Raw genomic sequence first — 21081 nt, 5'->3', positions numbered from 1 at the left:
ACTGGCCGGTGACCTACCTCACCACTGCCTTCGCCGCTGTTATGAGAATGGGATGATGTCGTTTATGAAGGGACGAGTCCTTGTCGTCGACGACGACACCGCACTGGCCGAGATGCTCGGCATCGTGCTGCGTGGTGAGGGTTTCGAGCCGTCGTTCGTGGCCGACGGGGACAAGGCGCTGGCCGCGTTCCGTGAGGCCAAGCCCGACCTGGTGCTGCTCGATCTGATGCTGCCCGGCCGCGACGGCATCGAGGTGTGCCGCCTGATCAGGGCGGAGTCGGGCGTGCCGATCGTGATGCTGACCGCGAAGAGCGACACGGTCGACGTCGTCGTGGGTCTGGAGTCGGGTGCCGACGACTACATCGTGAAGCCGTTCAAGCCGAAGGAGCTGGTGGCCCGGATCCGGGCCAGGCTGCGGAGGTCGGAGGAGCCCGCTCCGGAGCAGCTCGCCATCGGTGACCTGGTCATCGATGTGGCGGGGCACTCCGTGAAGCGGGACGGGCAGTCGATCGCGCTGACGCCGCTGGAGTTCGACCTGCTGGTCGCGCTCGCGCGCAAGCCGTGGCAGGTGTTCACGCGCGAGGTGCTGCTGGAGCAGGTCTGGGGCTACCGGCACGCGGCGGACACGCGGCTGGTCAACGTCCATGTGCAGCGGCTGCGCTCCAAGGTCGAGAAGGACCCGGAGAAGCCGGAGATCGTGGTGACCGTCCGTGGCGTCGGATACAAGGCAGGGCCGAGCTGACATGTCCGGCGACAGTGCCGCTTCGGCGCCCGGCCGGTCCGGGGCCCGCCCGGAGCGGCCTGTCGGGCGGAAGAGGTCCGGCTCCCGTTGGGGGCGGTTCCTGGAGAGCGGGCTGCTGCTCCAGGGCGGCGTCCAGGGCAGCCCGGTCATCCGCCTGTTCATGCGGTGGGTGCGCCGGCCGTTGCTGCCCGTCATGCGGCTGTGGCGGCGCAACATCCAGCTCAAGGTCGTCGTCACGACGCTGCTGATGTCGCTGGGCGTGGTGCTGCTGCTGGGTTTCGTCGTCATCGGGCAGGTGCGCAACGGCCTGCTGGACGCCAAGGTGAAGGCGTCCCAGAGCCAGGCCACGGGCGGGTTCGCGGTGGCCAAGCAGCGGGCCGACGAGGCGGCGAGCGGCACCGGCGACGATGTCGCCACGGCGGACGGCCGTCCCGCGCAGAACGTCATCCAGTGGATGAGCGACCTCGTCTCCTCCCTGTCCAGCGGAGGTCAGGGCGCCTTCGACGTGGTCACGCTCCCGGCCTCCGAGGCGGACGGCACCGGCGGGCGCGGACCGCGTGCCTCCGGCGAGGTCAACTGGAGCAAGAGCGTGCCCGCCGACCTGCGGGAGCGGATCGGCAGCAGTACGACGGCCGCGCAGAGCTACGCGCGCATCGTCTACAACAACAAGACCCGGGACTCCCAGCCGGGCCTGGTCATCGGCAAGCAGGTCAACGACCCCAACGGCAACCCGTACCAGCTGTACTACCTCTTCCCGCTCACCCAGGAGGAGAAGTCGCTGAGCCTGGTCAAGGGCACGCTGGCGACGGCCGGGCTGTTCGTCGTCGTCCTGCTCGGGGCCATCGCGTGGCTCGTCGTGCGGCAGGTCGTCACGCCGGTGCGGATGGCGGCGGGCATCGCCGAGCGGCTGTCGGCCGGGCGGCTCCAGGAGCGTATGAAGGTCACCGGCGAGGACGACATCGCGCGGCTCGGTGAGGCCTTCAACAAGATGGCGCAGAACCTCCAGCTGAAGATCAGCCAGCTGGAGGACCTGTCGCGGATGCAGCGCCGGTTCGTGTCGGACGTGTCGCACGAGCTGCGGACGCCGCTGACGACCGTACGGATGGCCGCGGACGTCATCCACGAGGCGCGTGTGGACTTCGACCCGATCACCGCCCGGTCGGCGGAACTGCTCGCCGACCAGCTGGACCGGTTCGAGTCGCTGCTCGCCGACCTGCTGGAGATCAGCCGGTTCGACGCGGGCGCCGCGGCCCTGGAGGCGGAGCCGATAGACCTCAGGGACGTCGTACGGAGGGTGGTCAGCGGGGCCGAGCCGCTCGCGGAGCGCAAGGGCACCCGGATCCGGATCCTCGGCGACCAGCAGCCCGTCGTCGCCGAGGCCGACGCCCGGCGCGTGGAGCGGGTGCTGCGCAACCTCGTGGTCAACGCCGTCGAGCACGGCGAGGGCAAGGACGTCGTCGTGAAGCTCGCCGCTGCGGGCGGTGCGGTCGCCGTGGCGGTGCGGGACTACGGCGTCGGGCTCAAGCCGGGCGAGGCGACCCGGGTGTTCAGCCGCTTCTGGCGGGCCGACCCGGCACGCGCGCGCACCACCGGTGGTACGGGGCTGGGGCTGTCCATCGCCCTGGAGGACGCGCGGCTGCACGGCGGCTGGCTGCAGGCCTGGGGCGAGCCGGGCGGTGGTTCGCAGTTCCGGCTGACGCTGCCCCGGACCGCCGACGAGCCGCTGCGGGGCTCCCCGATACCGCTGGAGCCCAAGGACTCCCGGCGGAACCGGGGGCTCGACGACGCCGGTCTGCCGTGCGGCGGCGGGGACGGCGAGAAGCGGGCGACCGTGCCGGCGCAGCCGGTGAGCGGGCCGGCGCCGCAGGGGGCGAAGCGGGACCCGATACCGCCGCGTGCCACGCCGACGGCGGATCCGACGGCGCTGCCCGGCAATGGTTCACGCGTGGTGCCCCGGCCCGCTTCGGGCTCGCGGGGAAAGGGCGGACCGGCGGGTGCGGAGCAGCCCGCTCCCGGGGGCGTGAGCGGCCCGGAGGAAACAGGGCGCGACGAGGAGGCCGACGGCCGGTCCGGACGGGATCCGGTCGTGAACGGGCCGCGGGACGAGGACGACGGCTCCGTCGGCCCGGGCGGCCGGGAGGCCGAGCAGGGGGACGTGGACAGGCAAGGGGAGGCATCTCGTGGGCGCTGACCGCGAGGGGCGCGGCCGGCGCAGGCCCGCGCGCGTGATGGCGTACGCCGCCGGTGGTGTCCTGGTGCTGGCGGGGTGCGCCTCGATGCCGGACAGCGGGGACCTGCGGGGCGTGGAGTCCACACCCCGCCAGGAGACCCAGGTGCGGGTGTTCGCCGTGCCGCCGGGGGAGGACGCGCCGCCCTCGGAGATCATGCAGGGCTTCCTGGAGGCGCTCACCAGCGACGATCCGCACTACAAGACCGCACGCCAGTACCTGACGGGCGAGGCCGCCAAGACCTGGCGGCCCGAGGCGTCCGCCACGGTCCTGACGGACGGGCCGGGCGCCAAGCCCGAGCCGGGCGGCGGCGGGGAGGACACCGGCGAGATCTCGTACGTGCTGACCGGCACCAAGGTCGCCACCGTCGACGCCCAGCAGGCGTACGCGCCGGCCACCGGGGTGTACGGCCGGAGCGTGCACCTGACACAGGACGACAAGCGGCAGTGGCGGATCGACGCCCTGCCGCAGGGCGTCGTCATGGGCGAGTCGGACTTCCAGCGCAACTACATGTCCGTCAGCAAGTACTACTTCGCTTCGAACACCGAGGCGGCCGGGTCGGACGCACAGCCCACGGCGGTCGCCGACCCCGTCTACGTGCGCCGGCGTGTCGAACCCATGACGCAGATGGTCAGCTCTCTGCTCCACGGGCCCACGCGGTGGCTGGGACCCGTGGTCAGGTCGAGCTTCCCCACCGGTACGGCACTGGCGAAGGACTCCGGCGCGCTGACGCCCGACGACCGCAACAGGCTGACGGTCCCGCTCAACCACAAGGCCGCGGGCATCGGCACCAACCGGTGCGAGGAGATGGCCGCCCAGATCCTGTTCACGCTGCGCAATCTCAGCCCGGCCGTGGACGAGGTCGAGCTGCGGGCCGGTGGCGCGGAGCTGTGCTCGCTCACCCAGGGGACCGCCGACACGGTGGCCTCCCGGAGCGCGGCGCGGCACCCCGACTACCTGTACTTCGTCGACGACAAGCACCGGCTCGTACGGATACCCGCCGGCAACAGCAGCACCAAGCCGGACCCGGCGCCGGGGGCACTCGGCGAGGGCGACACGGCGCTGCGGTCGGTGGCGGTGTCGCGTGACGAGCACACCGCGGCCGGCGTCAGCCTCGACGGCCGGTCGCTGTACGTGGGGTCGCTGGTGTCGGGCGGTTCGCTGGGCGAGCCGGTGCTGCGCAGCCGGGGCCCGTCCGAGAAGGACCGCCTGACGACCCCCAGCTGGGACGCCGACGACGGCCTGTGGGTGGCCGACCGCGACCCCGACCGTCCCCGGCTGCTCCTCTTCGAGGAGGGAAAGGGCGATCCCGTGGAGGTGCGCATGCCGCACCTGGACGGACGGGTCCAGTCCGTGCGGGTCGCCGCCGACGGGGTACGGATCTCGCTGGTCGTGGAGAAGGGCGGCAAGAAGACCCTGCTCATCGGGCTGATCGAGCGGGACGGGAAACCGGGTGAGAAGCCGGCCGTCAGGGTGGTGGAACTGCGCTCCGCGACGCCGGAGTTGGAGGAAGTCACCACCATGTCGTGGGCCGGGGACAGCCGGCTCGTGGTGGTCGGGCGCGAGCACGGGGGCGTCGAGCAGATGCGGTACGTCCAGGTCGACGGCTCCACGCCGGACGTGCCGGCGCCCGCGGCCCTGACCGGCGTCAAGGAGGTCACCGCCGCCGAGGACGACCAGCTGCCGCTGGTGGCGAACTCGGTGGACGGCATCGTCCGCCTGCCGTCGGGCGAGCAGTGGCAGAAGGTGACCGAGGGGACGGCGCCGGTCTATCCCGGGTGAGCTGGGAGGGCCCCCGGTGGCAGGTGCGGCCGGGGTGTGCTGGGCGTGGGTGGCCGCGCCGCCGGCGTCCAGGGGCGTGCGGCGCGGGGCCGGTGCTCGTCTCCTTCTGACCTGGCTTCCGCGGGCGTCACTCGTGTGGGTGACGAGCAGATGGCGGGGCGATCGGTTGTCCACAGGCCGCTGTCCACAGGGGTGGCCGGACCCGGCCCGCAGGGGCACAGTGGTGGCCATGCGGGGCTGGTGGCAGGACTTGACCGAACTGGTGCTGCCGGGCGAGTGCGGGGGCTGCGGGGTGCCTCGGACGGTGCTGTGCGCGCGGTGCCGTGCGGTGCTGAGCGGAGGTGCGGCGCGGCGGGTGCGGCCGGTGCCGGAGCCGCCCGGGCTGCCGGTGGTGCACGCGGCTGCCCGGTACGCGGACGAGGCCCGGGCGACGCTGCTGGCCCACAAGGAACGGGGCGCCCTGGCGCTCGCCGTGCCGCTCGGAGTGGCGCTGGCGGAAGCCGTACGGGCGGGGCTCCGGGACGCCAGGGCTCCGGCGCGACTCGGAGTGGCCCGGCCCGGGGGCGGCAGGGCTCCGGTGCTGCTCGTGCCGGTGCCGTCCGGGCGGCGGGCCGTGCGGGCCCGGGGGCATGATCCGGCGCGGCGGATCGCGCTCGCGGCTGCGGGTGAGTTGCGGCGGAGGGGGCTTCCGGCCCGGGTGGCCGGTGTGCTGCGGCAGCGCCGGGCGGTGGCCGACCAGTCGGGGCTCAACTCCCGGCAGCGTCTGGACAACCTCGCGGGCGCGCTGGCGGTGGCTCCCGGCGGCGCCCGGCTGCTCTCCGCGGGACCGGTCGTCCTCGTCGACGACGTGATGACCACCGGGGCTTCCCTGGCGGAGGCCGCGCGTGCCGTGCGGGCGGTCTCGGGCGGGCGGCGGACCCCTTTCGGGGTGACGGGGCCGATTCCGAACGCCTCATGGACTTCGGCCGTGTATGCGGGAGAGACGTGGGAAAGCAGAGAGGAACAGAACGTCGGATCAAGGCGAGAGAGGACGGGCCGGCGGCCCGCCCGGCAGGTGAAGGCGGGCGCGGACGACGTCGGTGGAGTCGTCGAGGTGGTGTGCGCGGCAGTGGTCGCGGCAACACCGGACTCTTTCGAAATAAACCGGAACTGACTGAGATCTTGTGTCGTTGCAGGTAACGAGAGGGCCTATTCACCTGAACGGAGGTACGCCGCAGTAGAGGGTGACGACATCCGTCCGGGCGAGATATGTTCGGTTGAGAGGGAAAGCCGCAGGCCACACCTCTCGAATCCGAATGCCGTGCTGCGAGTTTTTGTTCATCACTCGCGCCGGTGGAGTGGAGATCTCGCTCGCGGGGGAGGAGGTGGAAGTCACCGAGTCCGAGGTTCCGGGACTCACCGGAGCCTGGTGCAAAAGGGAGACGCTCCGCACCGCAGCGGAGCGATCCGGGAACGGAGTTCTGCGTGGACATCGTCGTCAAGGGCCGCAAGACCGAGGTGCCCGAGCGGTTCCGGAAGCACGTGGCCGAGAAGCTGAAGCTGGAGAAGATCCAGAAGCTCGATGGCAAGGTGATCAGCCTCGACGTCGAGGTGTCCAAGGAGCCCAACCCCCGGCAGGCCGACCGCTGTGACCGAGTGGAGATCACGCTCCGCTCCCGCGGACCGGTGATCCGGGCGGAGGCAGCGGCGAGCGATCCGTACGCGGCGCTCGACCTGGCGGCGGAAAAGCTGGAAGCCCGGCTGCGCAGGCAGCACGACAAGCGGTACTCGCGCCGCGGCGCGCGCCGGATCCCGGCCGCGGAGGTCGCCGACCACGTCCCGGGTGTGGCGACGCTCAACGGAAACGGCCTGGTGCCGGCTCCCGAGGAGGAGCCCGAGGCCGTACCCACGAAGAAGATCGGCTCGCTGGAAGTGCAGGGTGACGGCCCCATCGTCGTCCGTGAGAAGACCCACGTCGCAGCCCCCATGACCCTCGACCAGGCTCTCTACGAGATGGAGCTGGTCGGGCACGACTTCTACCTGTTCGTCGACTCCGAGACCAAGGAACCGAGTGTCGTCTACCGACGGCACGCCTACGACTACGGCGTGATCCACCTCAGCACGGACACGATGATCACCCAGGCGCACTCGCCCGACGCGGGTGGTGCGCTCGGCGGCTGACCGTGCCGGGTGACAGCGGAACAGGTGCCCCTGGAGCGCGTGTGCGCCCCCAGGGGCACCCCCGTGCGACCACTTCGCGCCCCGCTCCGGCACCCCGGTGCCGTCCGGGCATGAAATCATGGTGGCCACGGCCCAACCGGTGGGTCGTTGCTCTGGGTTGGCGATGGCTCAGGACCTCAGGCCACAGCCTTCAGGGGGAGGAACGATGGCGGACAGCTTCGGACCGATGCGTGACGAGGATGCCGACGACGGCGTCGTCGGCATGGGCCCGGACTCGGGGACTCCACGCAAGGAACCGATCAGAGTCCTTGTGGTGGACGACCACGCCTTGTTCCGCCGGGGCCTGGAGATCGTGCTCGCGGCCGAGGAGGACATCCAGGTCATCGGGGAGGCGGGCGACGGCGCCGAGGCCGTCGAGAAGGCCGCCGACCTGCTGCCCGACATCGTCCTGATGGACGTGCGGATGCCGAAGCGGGGCGGTATCGAGGCGTGCACCTCCATCAAGGAGGTGGCGCCCAGCGCGAAGATCATCATGCTGACGATCAGCGACGAGGAAGCCGATCTCTACGACGCCATCAAGGCGGGAGCGACCGGCTATCTCCTCAAGGAGATCTCCACGGACGAGGTGGCCACCGCCATTCGCGCGGTGGCCGACGGACAGTCACAGATCAGCCCGTCCATGGCGTCGAAACTCCTCACCGAGTTCAAGTCGATGATCCAGCGCACGGACGAACGCCGGCTGGTGCCCGCGCCGCGCCTGACCGACCGGGAACTGGAAGTCCTCAAGCTCGTCGCGACGGGAATGAACAACCGTGACATCGCCAAGGAGTTGTTCATCTCCGAGAACACCGTGAAGAACCACGTCCGCAACATCCTGGAGAAGCTGCAACTGCACTCCAGGATGGAAGCGGTGGTGTACGCGATGCGGGAGAAGATCCTCGAGATCCGCTAGGACGCGGTCTCAGCCGAGAAGGCGGGCGAGCTCCTGCGCCAGGGGCTCGCGCAGCTCCGGTGTGCCGACCCGTTCCACGCGGGCGTCCGTGCAGTCCACCCAGGTCGCCGCCTCGGCCAGGGCCTGGGCGACGGCAGGGACGGCCTTCGGGCCGTCCAGGGTGACCTGCTTGGCCACCAGGGTGCGGCCCTCGCGGGCCGGGTCCACACGACCGACCAGACGGCCGCCGGCCAGGACCGGCATCGCGAAGTAGCCGTGGACCCGCTTCTGTTTGGGGACGTAGGCCTCCAGGCGGTGCGTGAAGCCGAAGATCCGCTCGGTGCGCGCCCGCTCCCAGATCAGGGAGTCGAAGGGCGACAGGAGCGTCGTGCGGTGGCGGCCGCGCGGAGGTGTCTCCAGAGCCGCGGGATCGGCCCAGGCCGGCTTGCCCCAGCCCTCGACCGAGACCGGTACCAGGCCCGACTCGGCGATCACCGCGTCGACCTGCTCGCCCTTGAGGCGGTGGTAGTCGGCGATGTCCGCGCGGGTGCCCACGCCCAGGGACCGGCCCGCCAGGCCGACCAGGCGGCGCAGGCACTCGGTGTCGTCCAGCTCGTCGTGCAGCAGATCGTCGGGCACGGCGCGCTCGGCGAGGTCGTATATGCGCTTCCAGCCACGGCGCTCCACGCAGACCACCTCGCCGTACATCAGGGCGCGTTCCACCGCGACCTTGGAACCGGACCAGTCCCACCAGTCGTTCGTCTTCTTCGCGCCGCCCAACTCCGTCGCCGTGAGGGGGCCTTCGGAGCGGAGCTGCTTGATGACCTGGTCGTAAACGCCGTCGGGCAGGTCGTGGTTCCAGTGCGGGCGGTTGCGGTAGGCGCGGCGGCGGAAGGCGAAGTGGGGCCACTCCTCGATGGGGAGGATGCAGGCGGCGTGGGACCAGTACTCGAAGGAGTGCGTGTCCTGCCAGTAGGCGTCCTCGACCGCTCTGCGTCCGACCGCGCCCAGCCGGGCGTACGGGACGAGTTCGTGGGAGCGGGCCAGGACCGAGATGGTGTCGAGCTGTATCGCGCCCAGGTGGCGGAGGACGCCGCGGACACCGGAGCGGCGGTCGGGCGCGCCGAGGAAGCCCTGGGCGCGGAGCGCGATTCTGCGGGCCTCGTCCGCGGAGAGGTCTGCGATGGGGCGCGGGGTGGTCATGGTCGCAGCGTAGGGGGTGGGACTGACAACGGGGTCTGGCCTGCGGGTTCGCCGGGGCGGCCGAGCCGGTCAGCGTGCCGGCAGGTACGGGGCCGTCGACGGGAGGCCCATGTCCGAGGGGAGCAGCGAGCCCACCCAGGTGTCCCGCCGTACTCCCTTGTTGTTCGTCGCGGAGCGCAGCGTGCCCTCGATCGTGAAGCCCGCCCGTTCCGCCACCGCGCGGGAGGCCCGGTTGCCCACCTCGGCGCGCCATTCGACACGGTCGAGCGCGGCGCGGGTGAAGGACCAGCGGCAGACGGTGAGGGCGGCCTCGGTGACGTAGCCGTTGGCGCGGTGCTGCTTGGCGGCCCAGAAGCCGATCTCGCCCATGCCCAGGGCGCGCATCGTGATGCCGAGCATGCCCGCCAGTTCCCCGGTGTGCAGGAAGACGCCGAAGGTGAACATGGAGCCGTCCCGCCAGCCGTCCGGGACCAGTTGTTCCGTGAAGCTCTCGGCGTGCTCGCGCAGGTAGGGCGAGGGGATCGTGGTCCAGCGCTGGATGCCGGGGTCCTGGCAGGCCTCGTACACCGCGTCGGTGTCCTGGGAGCCGACCGTGCGCAGCAGGAGACGGTCCGTGGTGAGGGTGACGGGTTCCATCGGGCGATTCTGCTCGGCGGCGGGCCGCGATGTCTCGTGTTTGCCCTCCGTGAAGGAGTGATCACGGGTTGTGCAATTCGGTGGAGGGGTGCGGCACTATCCGAGGGGGCCGCACGTTGTCCCCTTTGAAGCAGACGTGAATCAGAAACGAAGCAGCGGACGGTCGCCGTCACGGCAGGCCCTCCCGGCGCGGTGGGGTCCTCGCATACGATGGCCGTTGCTCAGTAAGTCAAGTGGTAACCGACCGTCCCAGGCCCGACCGGCAAGGAGACCAACCCCCGTGTCCGTCCTCTCGAAGATCATGCGTGCAGGCGAAGGCAAGATCCTGCGCAAGCTGCACCGCATCGCGGACCAGGTCAACTCCATCGAAGAGGACTTCGTCGACCTCTCCGACGCCGAGCTGCGCGCCCTCACCGATGAGTACAAGCAGCGCTACGCGGACGGCGAGACCCTGGACGACCTGCTGCCCGAGGCCTTCGCCACCGTCCGCGAGGCCGCCAAGCGCGTCCTCGGCCAGCGTCACTACGACGTGCAGATGATGGGTGGCGCGGCCCTGCACATGGGTTACGTGGCCGAGATGAAGACCGGTGAGGGCAAGACCCTCGTCGGCACCCTGCCGGCTTATCTGAACGCCCTGTCCGGCAAGGGCGTCCACATCATCACGGTCAACGACTACCTGGCCGAGCGCGACTCCGAGATGATGGGCCGCGTCCACCGGTTCCTCGGGCTCGAGGTCGGCTGCATCCTCGCGAACATGACGCCGGCTCAGCGCCGCGAGCAGTACGCCTGCGACATCACGTACGGCACGAACAACGAGTTCGGCTTCGACTACCTGCGCGACAACATGGCGTGGTCCCAGGACGAGCTCGTCCAGCGCGGCCACAACTTCGCCATCGTCGACGAGGTCGACTCCATCCTCATCGACGAGGCCCGTACGCCGCTGATCATCTCCGGTCCGGCCGACCAGGCCACCAAGTGGTACGGGGACTTCGCCAAGCTGGTGAAGCGCCTCAAGCGCGGCGAGGCCGGCCAGCCCCTCAAGGGCATCGAGGAGACCGGCGACTACGACGTCGACGAGAAGAAGCGCACGGTCGCCATCCACGAGTCCGGTGTCGCCAAGGTCGAGGACTGGCTGGGCATCGACAACCTCTACGAGTCGGTGAACACCCCGCTGGTGGGCTACCTGAACAACGCCATCAAGGCCAAGGAGCTGTTCAAGAAGGACAAGGACTACGTCATCATCGACGACGAGGTCATGATCGTCGACGAGCACACCGGACGTATCCTCGCCGGCCGCCGTTACAACGAGGGCATGCACCAGGCGATCGAGGCGAAGGAAGCGGTGCCGATCAAGGACGAGAACCAGACGCTCGCCACGATCACCCTCCAGAACTTCTTCCGCCTCTACAAGCGCCACGACCACAACGGCAAGGAGCAGCCCGGTCTGTGCGGCATGACCGGTACGGCCATGACCGAGGCCGCCGAGTTCCACCAGATCTACAAGCTCGGCGTGGTGCCCATCCCGACCAACCGGCCGATGGTCCGCAAGGACCAGTCGGACCTGATCTACCGGACCGAGGTCGCCAAGTTCGAGGCTGTCGTCGACGACATCGAGGAGAAGCACCGCAAGGGGCAGCCGATCCTCGTCGGCACGACCTCCGTCGAGAAGTCCGAGTACCTCTCGCAGCAGCTCAGCAAGCGCGGCATCCAGCACGAGGTGCTGAACGCCAAGCAGCACGACCGGGAGGCGACCATCGTCGCCCAGGCCGGCCGCAAGGGCGCCGTCACGGTGGCCACGAACATGGCCGGCCGTGGTACGGACATCAAGCTCGGCGGCAACCCCGAGGACCTCGCCGAGGCGGAGCTGCGCCAGCGCGGCCTCGACCCGGAGGAGCACATCGAGGAGTGGGCGCACGCCCTGCCCGAGGCGCTCCAGCGGGCCGAGAAGGCCGTCAAGAACGAGAAGGACGAGGTCGAGAAGCTCGGCGGGCTCTACGTGCTGGGCACCGAGCGGCACGAGTCGCGGCGCATCGACAACCAGCTGCGCGGTCGTTCCGGCCGTCAGGGCGACCCGGGCGAGTCCCGCTTCTACCTCTCCCTCGGTGACGACCTGATGCGCCTGTTCAAGGCCCAGATGGTCGAGCGCGTGATGTCGATGGCGAACGTCCCGGACGACGTGCCGATCGAGAACAAGATGGTCACCCGCGCGATCGCCTCCGCCCAGTCGCAGGTCGAGCAGCAGAACTTCGAGACGCGTAAGAACGTCCTGAAGTACGACGAGGTCCTCAACCGCCAGCGCGAGGTCATCTACGGCGAGCGGCGCCGCGTCCTGGAGGGCGAGGACCTGCACGAGCAGGTGCAGCACTTCATGGACGACACCATCGACGCCTACGTCCAGGCCGAGACCGCCGAGGGCTTCCCCGAGGACTGGGACCTCGACCGGCTGTGGGGCGCCTTCAAGCAGCTCTACCCGTGCAACGTCACCGTCGAGGAGCTGGAGGAGGCGGCCGGCGACCGTGCCGGGCTGACCGCCGAGTTCATCGGCGACTCCATCAAGGACGACATCCACGACCAGTACGCGGCGCGTGAGGCGCAGCTCGGCTCCGAGATCATGCGCGAGCTGGAGCGCCGGGTCGTGCTGTCGGTCCTGGACCGCAAGTGGCGCGAGCACCTCTACGAGATGGACTACCTCCAGGAGGGCATCGGCCTGCGCGCCATGGCGCAGAAGGACCCGCTGGTCGAGTACCAGCGCGAGGGCTTCGACATGTTCACCGCCATGATGGAGGGCATCAAGGAGGAGTCCGTCGGCTACCTGTTCAACCTGGAGGTCCAGGTCGAGCAGCAGGTCGAGGAGGTCCCGGTCGAGGACACCAAGCCGGTGGCCGACCTGGAGAAGCAGGACGCGGTGCCGGCGCAGGGGGGCTCCCGGCCGGAGATCCGCGCCAAGGGGCTCGACGTCCCGCAGCGGCGCAACCTCCACTTCTCCGCGCCGACGGTCGACGGCGAGGGCGGCACCATCGAGGGCGACTTCACCGAGGACGGCGAGCCGGTGCGCTCCGAGGCCGACGGCCTGACGCGCGCGGAGCGGCGCAAGCAGGCGCGGGGGCGTGGCCGCCGCAAGAAGTGACGGTCGCCGAGGCGCCGTAGCGGTTTGAAAGGGCCGGACACCCGGGGGTGTCCGGCCCTTCGGCTTCGACGGCCTCAGTCGGTTTCCGGGCGAGGCGGGCGGGGGCCGCCGAGTTCGACCGCCGTGCAGCGCCACCGGCGGTCCTGTCCGAGTTCCAGGCGGAAGGCCATGGCGCGCAGCCGGTCGCCGGCACCGACACGAGCGAAGGCCTCGATGGCGCCCGGGCGGGGTTCGAAGTACCCGATGTCGCGGACGACGGGACGGGCGCCGCGCGTACGCAGCGGGCCGCGTTCGGCCAGCCAGGCCAGTTCGTCGTAGGCGCGGCCGCGGGTGTGGCGGAGCATCGAGTGCACGGGGCGGTGGCCGCTCAGCACGGCGACGAGGAGGTCGGCGAAGACGTCGGTGGGGAGGGGCTGGGGGATCGCCGTGGGGCGGAGTCCCTGGGGCGGGACGCGTGGGGCCGTCTCGGCCTCGGCGGAGGCCGAAGCGGTGGCGTCCGTGTGCGCCGGGGTGGTGGGTGTTCCCGTGGTCCTGCGGGGCACCGTGCGGGTCGCGGAAGGGGTCGGAGGGCGCGTGTCCGCAGGGCGGCTGCGGGAGGCCCTGGCGCGGGTCGAGGCCGGCGGACGGCCGCCCGCTGCCGGGGGCCGGGTCCGGCCGCTCCCCGGAGAACGCGGAGGCGCTGCGCCGGCGGGGGCGGCCGGTGCGGTTGCGGGGCGGGCGGGGAAGCGGGGTGTGGCGGTGCTGCCCGGGGTACGTGATGCGGTGCTTCCTGGGGTGCCGGGTGGGGTGTGGGCGGGTGTATGCGGCGTGGCGCCGCCGGGCGTGGTGTCGGTAGGTGTGCGTGGGGCAGCGGGGCCCGGGGCGTGGGGTGTGGTGTCGGCCGGTGTGTGCGATGCGGGGATGCGGGGTGGGGTGTCGGCGGGCGTATGCGGCACGGCGTCGCCGGGTGTGGTGTCGGCAGGTGTGCGTGGGGCAGCGCGGCCCGGGGCGTGGGGTGGGGTGGTGGCCGGTGTGTGCGACGCAGTGCTGCCGGGGCCGCGGGGTGTGGTCTCGGCGGGTGTACGAGGCACGGCGCCGCCGGGTGTGGTGTCGGTAGGCGTGCGTGGGGCAGCGCCGCCAGGGGCGCCGGGCGTGGTGTCGGCAGTCGGACGCGGCGCAGTGCCGCCCGGGGCGTGAGGCGTGGTGCTCGCGGGCGGGTAGCTGGTCGGGCGGCGCCGGGTCCTGGTCATGACCTTGTGCATGGGGGTCCCCGTTTCGTGGGCCCGGTGGGTACCGGTGAGTAACTTCGGGTGGTGATCTTGTACGGGGCCGATGGGGGCGGCGGCAAGGAAGCGCGATGCGGGTCGCGGGCGCCGGAATGTTCACCTATCAGGGTGATTTCAGAGGCGTCGAGCCCATGAGTACGGGGGTGCGCCGGGTGAATTCCGGGCCGGGGGTGGACGCGTAGGGCGTCACGGGGCGGGACTCGAAAGGGGACACCCCGCACGTATCCTGAAGGCCTTCCGGAGCCTCCCGAGCCCCCGACCACGACCACGAAAGCGGCCAGCCCATGCGTGTCTACGTGCCCCTGACCCTCCCCGGTCTCGCCGAGGCGTACAAAACGGGCGAGCTGGGAGCCGGGCCGTTCGTCGCCTACGCCGTGACGCCGGGGCTGCGCGAGTGGTACGTCTCCGACGACTCCGAGGAACTGGAGTACGCGGCGCTCGGCCGGGCCGCGCTGGCCTCGCTGCGCCTGCTGGCGGCCGAGCCCGAGGCGCCGCGGCGCCGGGTCGTGGTCGCCGTCGACGTGGCCGACCGGGCCGTGAGCGAGGAGGCCGGCCGGGGGCCCGACCCGGTGGCGCCGGGCGAGGTGCGGGTCGCGGGCGCCGTGCCGCTGGGCAAGGCGGCGTCGGTGCACGTCGACGCGGCGGACGCCCAGGCCGATGTGACGGCGGCCGCCGAGGCCCTGCCGGCGGCGGACGTCGGGGACGACGACGCGCAGTCCGTCGTGGACGGGGCGGAGGACCACGAGCTGCTGTGGTTCGCCACGCAGGAGATCGCGAACCTGGTCGGACGCGGGGACTGAACCGGCCCCGGGGGGCGCGTTGAGGCGCCGCCCTCTTGATTGTCAGTGGGTGCGGGTACGTTTTCGGGCATGGGGACGAAGACGGGCGCGCACATTGTCTGGGACTGGAACGGGACCCTGTTCCACGACATCGACGCGATCATCGGGGCGACGAACGCGGCCTTCGCCGAGCTGGGGCTGGAGCCGCTGACGCTGGAGAAGTACCGGGAGCTGTACTGCGTGCCGGTGCCGAAGTTCTACGAGCGGCTGATGGGGCGGCTGCCGACCGAGGCCGAGTGGGAGGCCATGGACGACATCTTCCACCGGTACTACGCCGAGCACCGGACGGCGTGCGGGCTGACGGCGGGGGCCGTCGAGCTGCTGGCCGGGTGGCGTTCGTCGGGCCGCAGCCAGTCGATCCTGAGCATGTACGTGCACGAGGAGCTCGTCCCGCTGGTGCGCGGGTTCGGCATCGAGCCGCACTTCATACGGGTGGACGGGCGGACCGGGCCGTCGGGGGGCAGCAAGGCCGAGCACATGGTGCGGCACCTGGCGTCGCTGAGAGGGGTGGCCCCGGAGCGCACCGTGGTGATCGGCGACGCGGCGGACGACGCCGCGGCCGCGCTGCACGTGGGGGCCAGGGCCGTGCTGTACACCGGCGGGTCGCACAGCCGGGTGAGTCTGGAGGCGGTCGGCGTTCCTGTCGTGGACACGCTGGAAGAAGCCGTCGAAGAGGCGGAGCGGCTCGCTGCCTGACCGGCCCCTCAGACCGGACCGCGTAGCGGCACTGTGCAGAACGTCAAACTTCCAGGGCTGGTTTTGTACACATACGGCTCATGACGGAGCCCCTGTGAGGAGCGATAGCCTTGGTGGCGTGATCAGCGCGATAGTTCGCGGGGACGTCGTCGTCCCTGCCTTGCGCCCGGAGAGCACGGACGACATCCGTGACCGGGCGGCAGTCGCTGGTCTTCGCGGGCGGGACGTGGCATCGAGGGCTCCCGGGACGCCGAACATCACCAGGACCCGGGCGTCGCAGAGAGCAGCGTCACACCGGTGGCGCAGCTCAAGAATGGCTCAGACACCCCCGCTCATCTCACCTTGCGGCATAGCGTCGGATCAGACCGGATACCCCGTGTCACGACGTGAGGTCGTAAGCGCAGAGGCCGTACTTCCTTCTACGTCACGCAACGGCGCGCGACAGGAGCCAGAGGACAATGCAGACCAAGCTGGACGAAGCCAAGGCCGAGTTGCTCGAGAGGGCCGCCCGGGTAGCTGAGAACAGCCCGGTCGGGGGGCACCTACCGACCGGGTCGACGGGCGAGGAGACCCCAGACGCCCAGAAGGCCCCGGACCGCGAGACCCTCCTCAGGTTCCTCCAGCGTTACTACCTGCACACGGCCCCGGAAGACCTCACCGACCGCGACCCGGTCGACGTCTTCGGAGCCGCCGTGTCGCACTACCGGCTGGCCGAGAACCGCCCCCAGGGCACGGCGAACGTGCGGGTGCACACCCCCTCGGTGGAAGAGAACGGGTGGACCTGCAGCCACTCCGTGGTCGAGGTCGTCACCGACGACATGCCCTTCCTCGTGGACTCCGTCACCAATGAGCTGACGCGTCAGGGGCGCGGCATCCACGTCGTCATCCACCCCCAGTTCGTCGTGCGGCGCGACGTCACGGGCAAGCTCATCGAGGTCCTGTCGACCCCGGCGACCGGCGACCTTCCGCACGACGCGCACGTCGAGTCCTGGATCCACGTAGAGATCGACCGTGAGACCGACCGGGCCGATCTGAAGCAGATCACCGCCGACCTGCTGCGCGTGCTGTCCGACGCCCGTGAGGCCGTCGAGGACTGGGGCAAGATGCGGGACGCGGCGATCCGGCTGGCGGAGGGGCTGCCGGACGAGCCCATCCCCGGCGACCTGCCCGGACCCCAGGTCGAGGAGGCCCGCGAGCTGCTGCGCTGGCTGGCCGACGACCACTTCACCTTCCTCGGCTACCGCGAGTACCAGCTGCGCGACGACGACTCCCTGGCCGCCGTGCCCGGCACCGGGCTCGGCATACTGCGCGCGGACCCGCACCACGCGGCCGAGGAGAGCCACCCGGTCAGTCCGTCGTTCGAGCGGCTGCCCGCCGACGCCCGGGCCAAGGCGCGCGAGCACAAGCTGCTCGTGCTGACCAAGGCGAACAGCCGGGCGACGGTGCACCGGCCGTCGTACCTGGACTACATCGGCGTCAAGAAGTTCGACGCGGACGGCAACGTCATCGGCGAGCGGCGCTTCCTCGGGCTGTTCTCCTCCGCCGCCTACACCGAGTCCGTGCGCCGGGTGCCGGTCATCCGGCGCAAGGTCGAGGAAGTCCTGAAGCGAGCCGGGTTCTCCCCCAACAGCCACGACGGGCGCGACCTGCTGCAGATCCTGGAGACGTACCCGCGCGACGAGCTGTTCCAGACCCCGGTCGACGAGCTGCGGTCGATCGTCACCTCCGTGCTCTACCTCCAGGAGCGCAGGCGCCTCAGGCTCTACCTGCGCCAGGACGAGTACGGGCGCTACTACTCCGCCCTCGTCTACCTCCCGCGCGACCGCTACACCACGGCCGTACGCCTGAGGATCATCGAGATCCTGAAGGAGGAGCTCGGCGGCATCAGCGTCGACTTCACGGCCTGGAACACCGAGTCGATCCTGTCCCGGCTGCACTTCGTGGTACGGGTCCCGCAGGGCACCGAGCTGCCGGAGCTGTCCGACTTGGACAAGGAGCGCATCGAGGCCCGGCTGGTGGAGGCCGCCCGCTCCTGGGAGGACGCCTTCGCCGAGGCGCTCAACGCCGAGCTCGGCGAGGAGCACGCGGCCGAGGCGCTGCGTCGCTACGCGCACGCTTTCCCCGAGGGGTACAAGGCCGACCACAACCCGCGCGCCGCGGTCGCCGACCTCGTCCACCTGGAGCAGCTGAACGCCGAGGCGGACAAGGACTTCGCGCTCAGCCTGTACGAGCCGGTGGGCGCCGCCCCCGAGGAGCGCCGCTTCAAGATCTACCGCACGGGCGACGCGATCTCCCTCTCGGCCGTCCTGCCGGTCCTCAACCGGCTCGGCGTCGAGGTCGTCGACGAGCGGCCGTACGAGCTGCGCTGCTCGGACCGCAGCGTGGCCTGGATCTACGACTTCGGCCTGCGCATGCCCCGCGCGAACGGCGGCGCGGACTACTTCGGCGACGACGCCCGCGAGCGCTTCCAGGACGCCTTCGCCGCCACCTGGACCGGCAAGGCGGAGAACGACGGCTTCAACGCCCTCGTGCTGAGCGCCGGGCTGACCTGGCGCCAGGCGGTGGTCCTGCGGGCGTACGCCAAGTACCTGCGCCAGGCGGCGTCGACGTTCAGCCAGGACTACATGGAGGACACCCTCCGCAACAACGTCCACACCACCCGTTTGCTCGTCTCCCTGTTCGAGGCGCGGATGTCGCCGGACCGGCAGCGCGCGGGGTACGAGATCGTGGACGCGCTGCTGGAGGAGGTCGACGCGGCCCTCGACCAGGTGGCCTCGCTCGACGAGGACCGGATCCTGCGGTCCTTCCTCACCGTCATCAAGGCGACGCTGCGGACGAACTTCTTCCAGGAGGCGGCGGGCGGCACGTCGCACGACTACGTCTCCATGAAGTTCGACCCGCAGGCCATCCCGGACCTGCCGGCGCCGCGCCCGGCGTTCGAGATCTGGGTGTACTCGCCGCGCGTCGAGGGCGTGCACCTGCGCTTCGGCAAGGTCGCACGCGGTGGTCTGCGCTGGTCCGACCGGCGTGAGGACTTCCGCACGGAGATCCTCGGCCTGGTCAAGGCGCAGATGGTGAAGAACACCGTCATCGTGCCGGTCGGCGCCAAGGGCGGCTTCGTCGCCAAGCAGCTGCCGGACCCGTCCGTGGACCGGGACGCGTGGCTCGCCGAGGGCGTGGCCAGCTACAAGACGTTCATCTCGGCGCTGCTCGACATCACCGACAACATGGTCGCGGGCGAGGTCGTGCCCCCGGCGGACGTCGTCCGGCACGACGAGGACGACACCTACCTCGTCGTCGCCGCCGACAAGGGCACCGCGACCTTCTCCGACATCGCCAACGGGGTCGCCGAGAACTACAACTTCTGGCTCGGTGACGCCTTCGCCTCCGGCGGCTCCGCCGGCTACGACCACAAGGGCATGGGCATCACCGCCCGCGGCGCCTGGGAGTCGGTCAAGCGGCACTTCCGCGACATGGGCGTCGACACCCAGACCGAGGACTTCACGGTCGTCGGCATCGGCGACATGTCCGGTGACGTGTTCGGCAACGGCATGCTGCTCTCCGAGCACATCCGCCTGGTCGCGGCCTTCGACCACCGGCACATCTTCATCGACCCGAACCCGGACGCCGCCACCTCCTACGCCGAGCGCCGCCGCCTGTTCGAGCTGCCCCGCTCCAGCTGGGAGGACTACAACACCGAGCTGCTGTCGGCCGGTGGCGGCATCTTCCCGCGCACGGCCAAGGCGATCCCGGTCAACGCGCACATCCGCGAGGCCCTCGGCATCGAGGCCAAGGTCACCAAGCTGACCCCGGCCGACCTGATGAAGGCGATCCTGCACGCGCCGGTGGACCTGCTGTGGAACGGCGGCATCGGCACGTACGTGAAGTCCTCCACCGAGTCCAACGCGGACGTCGGCGACAAGGCCAACGACGCCATCCGCGTCGACGGCAAGGACCTGCGCGTCGCGGTCGTCGGCGAGGGCGGCAACCTCGGCCTGACTCAGCTCGGCCGGATCGAGTTCGCGCTGCACGGCGGCCGGATCAACACCGACGCCATCGACAACAGTGCGGGCGTGGACACCTCCGACCACGAGGTGAACATCAAGATCCTGCTCAACGGCCTGGTCCGGGACGGCGACATGACCGTCAAGCAGCGCAACAAGCTGCTCGCCGAGATGACCGACGAGGTCGGCCGCCTGGTGCTGCGCAACAACTACGCGCAGAACACGGCGATCGGCAACGCCCTCGCCCAGTCCAGCGCCATGCTCCACGCCCAGCAGCGCTTCATGAAGCACCTGGTCAGGGAGGGCCACCTCAACCGGGCGCTGGAGTTCCTGCCCACCGACCGGCAGATCCGCGAGCGGCTCGCCCAGGGCCAGGGCCTGACGGGTCCGGAGACGGCCGTACTGCTGGCGTACACGAAGATCACGGTCGCCGAGGAGCTGCTGCACACCTCGCTGCCGGACGACCCGTATCTGAAGGGTCTGCTGCACGCGTACTTCCCGACCGAGCTGCGCGAGCAGTTCCCCGAGCGGCTCGACGGCCACCCGCTGCGCCGCGAGATCACCACGACCGTCCTGGTCAACGACACGGTCAACACGGGCGGTACGACGTACCTGCACCGCCTGCGCGAGGAGACCGGCGCGTCGCTGGAGGAGATCGTGCGGGCCCAGACCGCGGCCCGGGCGATCTTCCGCCAGTCCCCGGTCTGGGACGGGGTCGAGGCGCTCGACAACAAGGTCGAGGCCGAGGTCCAGACCCGCATCCGGCTGCACGCCCGCCGCCTGGTGGAGCGCGGCACGCGCTGGCTGCTCAACAACCGGCCGCAGCCGCTGGAGCTCGCCGGCACGGTCGACTTCTTCGCCGACCGGGTCGAGCAGGTCTGGGGACAGCTGCCGAAGCTGCTGCGCGGCGCCGACCTGGAGTGGTACCAGAAGATCTACGACGAGCTGACGGGCGCCGGTGTGCCGGACGAACTCGCCACGCGGGTGGCGGGCTTCTCCTCGGCCTTCCCGACCCTGGACATCGTCTCGATCGCCGACCGCATGGGCCGGGAGCCGCTGGACGTCGCCGAGGTGTACTACGACCTCGCCGACCGGCTGCGCATCACCCAGCTCATGGACCGCATCATCGAGCTGCCCCGCGCCGACCGCTGGCAGTCCATGGCCCGCGCTGCGATCCGCGAGGACCTGTACGCGGCGCACGCTGCGCTGACCGCCGACGTCCTGGCGGTGGGCAACGGCACCTCGACGCCCGAGCAGCGCTTCAAGGCGTGGGAGCAGAAGAACGCGGCGATCCTCGGCCGGGCCCGCACCACACTGGAGGACATCCAGAGCTCCGACGCGTTCGACCTCGCCAACCTGTCGGTGGCGATGCGCACGATGAGGACGCTGCTGCGCACGCACTCGTAGGGCGTACGGCGTGACAGGCGCCCCGGGCCGATCCGGCCCGGGGCGCCTCTTCTTGGGGTGC

The 21081-nt window shown here is 70.8% G+C and carries 13 protein-coding genes; 10 read left to right on the top strand and 3 right to left on the bottom strand.

What is annotated here, in order from left to right:
- Positions 1-52 precede the first annotated feature (52 nt).
- From mtrA to HNR57_RS09545, 6 genes are all read left to right on the top strand, one after another.
- Entirely contained in the window at positions 53-742 is a 690-nt protein-coding gene (gene mtrA, locus HNR57_RS09570) for a two-component system response regulator MtrA (protein WP_009188938.1), read from the top strand.
- Between the two features lies 1 nt (position 743).
- Positions 744-2933 carry an MtrAB system histidine kinase MtrB gene (mtrB, locus tag HNR57_RS09565; RefSeq protein WP_184558796.1) on the top strand — a complete coding sequence of 730 codons (2190 nt, stop codon included), beginning with the start codon at positions 744-746 and terminating at the stop codon, positions 2931-2933.
- Positions 2923-4752, top strand: coding sequence for an LpqB family beta-propeller domain-containing protein (locus tag HNR57_RS09560; RefSeq protein ID WP_184558794.1), 1830 nt, complete (start codon positions 2923-2925; stop codon positions 4750-4752). Before mtrB ends, HNR57_RS09560 begins: the two co-directional genes overlap by 11 nt.
- Before the next feature lie 229 nt (positions 4753-4981).
- Entirely contained in the window at positions 4982-5905 is a 924-nt protein-coding gene (locus HNR57_RS09555) for a ComF family protein (protein WP_184558792.1), read from the top strand.
- Positions 5906-6216: 311 nt separating this feature from the next.
- Positions 6217-6912, top strand: coding sequence for a ribosome hibernation-promoting factor, HPF/YfiA family (hpf, locus tag HNR57_RS09550; RefSeq protein ID WP_184558790.1), 696 nt, complete (start codon positions 6217-6219; stop codon positions 6910-6912).
- A gap of 205 nt (positions 6913-7117) precedes the next feature.
- Positions 7118-7864, top strand: a complete 747-nt coding sequence (locus tag HNR57_RS09545) for a response regulator (RefSeq protein WP_107455305.1) — start codon at positions 7118-7120, stop codon at positions 7862-7864.
- A gap of 9 nt (positions 7865-7873) precedes the next feature.
- Here HNR57_RS09545 and HNR57_RS09540 read toward each other — a convergent pair whose 3' ends face one another.
- Positions 7874-9046, bottom strand: coding sequence for a winged helix-turn-helix domain-containing protein (locus HNR57_RS09540; protein ID WP_184558788.1), 1173 nt, complete (start codon positions 9044-9046; stop codon positions 7874-7876).
- 69 nt (positions 9047-9115) lie between these two features.
- Positions 9116-9682 (bottom strand): GNAT family N-acetyltransferase, encoded by a 567-nt coding sequence (locus HNR57_RS09535; protein ID WP_184558786.1) that lies wholly within the window; start codon positions 9680-9682, stop codon positions 9116-9118.
- A gap of 280 nt (positions 9683-9962) precedes the next feature.
- Here HNR57_RS09535 and secA point away from each other — a divergent pair, with 280 nt between their 5' ends.
- On the top strand, positions 9963-12809 hold the full coding sequence (secA, locus tag HNR57_RS09530) for a preprotein translocase subunit SecA (RefSeq protein ID WP_184558784.1): 2847 nt from the start codon (positions 9963-9965) through the stop codon (positions 12807-12809).
- Positions 12810-12883: 74 nt separating this feature from the next.
- On the opposite strand, the gene HNR57_RS09525 is transcribed toward secA, so the two are convergent.
- Positions 12884-13351 carry an Rv3235 family protein gene (locus HNR57_RS09525; RefSeq protein ID WP_376772206.1) on the bottom strand — a complete coding sequence of 156 codons (468 nt, stop codon included), beginning with the start codon at positions 13349-13351 and terminating at the stop codon, positions 12884-12886.
- A 1007-nt stretch (positions 13352-14358) separates the two neighbouring features.
- On the opposite strand from HNR57_RS09525, the gene HNR57_RS09520 reads away from it, so the two are divergent.
- From HNR57_RS09520 to HNR57_RS09510, 3 genes are all read left to right on the top strand, one after another.
- The gene (locus HNR57_RS09520; RefSeq protein WP_184558782.1) at positions 14359-14874 is read left to right on the top strand and encodes a DUF6912 family protein; all 516 of its coding nucleotides are present in this window, start codon (positions 14359-14361) and stop codon (positions 14872-14874) included.
- A gap of 69 nt (positions 14875-14943) precedes the next feature.
- A complete protein-coding gene (locus tag HNR57_RS09515) occupies positions 14944-15609 on the top strand; it encodes an HAD family hydrolase (protein ID WP_184558780.1) in 666 nt (221 codons plus the stop codon).
- A 458-nt stretch (positions 15610-16067) separates the two neighbouring features.
- Positions 16068-21020 (top strand): NAD-glutamate dehydrogenase, encoded by a 4953-nt coding sequence (locus tag HNR57_RS09510; RefSeq protein ID WP_184558778.1) that lies wholly within the window; start codon positions 16068-16070, stop codon positions 21018-21020.
- Positions 21021-21081: the final 61 nt, after the last annotated feature.

The organism is Streptomyces paradoxus (assembly GCF_014202475.1).
GTDB lineage: Bacteria > Actinomycetota > Actinomycetes > Streptomycetales > Streptomycetaceae > Streptomyces > Streptomyces paradoxus.
Note: the sequence above shows the minus strand (reverse complement) of the source record. Positions and strands in the feature narration are given on the sequence as shown.

What these genes read in the sequence shown, in the direction of transcription:
- mtrB (WP_184558796.1), top strand. Translation starts at nt 744, where the DNA reads ATGTCCGGCGACAGTGCCGCTTCGGCGCCCGGCCGGTCCGGGGCCCGC.
- HNR57_RS09520 (WP_184558782.1), top strand. Translation starts at nt 14,359, where the DNA reads ATGCGTGTCTACGTGCCCCTGACCCTCCCCGGTCTCGCCGAGGCGTAC.
- HNR57_RS09510 (WP_184558778.1), top strand. Translation starts at nt 16,068, where the DNA reads ATGCAGACCAAGCTGGACGAAGCCAAGGCCGAGTTGCTCGAGAGGGCC.
- HNR57_RS09555 (WP_184558792.1), top strand. Translation starts at nt 4,982, where the DNA reads ATGCGGGGCTGGTGGCAGGACTTGACCGAACTGGTGCTGCCGGGCGAG.
- HNR57_RS09545 (WP_107455305.1), top strand. Translation starts at nt 7,118, where the DNA reads ATGGCGGACAGCTTCGGACCGATGCGTGACGAGGATGCCGACGACGGC.
- HNR57_RS09515 (WP_184558780.1), top strand. Translation starts at nt 14,944, where the DNA reads ATGGGGACGAAGACGGGCGCGCACATTGTCTGGGACTGGAACGGGACC.
- mtrA (WP_009188938.1), top strand. Translation starts at nt 53, where the DNA reads ATGATGTCGTTTATGAAGGGACGAGTCCTTGTCGTCGACGACGACACC.
- HNR57_RS09540 (WP_184558788.1), bottom strand. Translation starts at nt 9,046, where the DNA reads ATGACCACCCCGCGCCCCATCGCAGACCTCTCCGCGGACGAGGCCCGC.
- HNR57_RS09535 (WP_184558786.1), bottom strand. Translation starts at nt 9,682, where the DNA reads ATGGAACCCGTCACCCTCACCACGGACCGTCTCCTGCTGCGCACGGTC.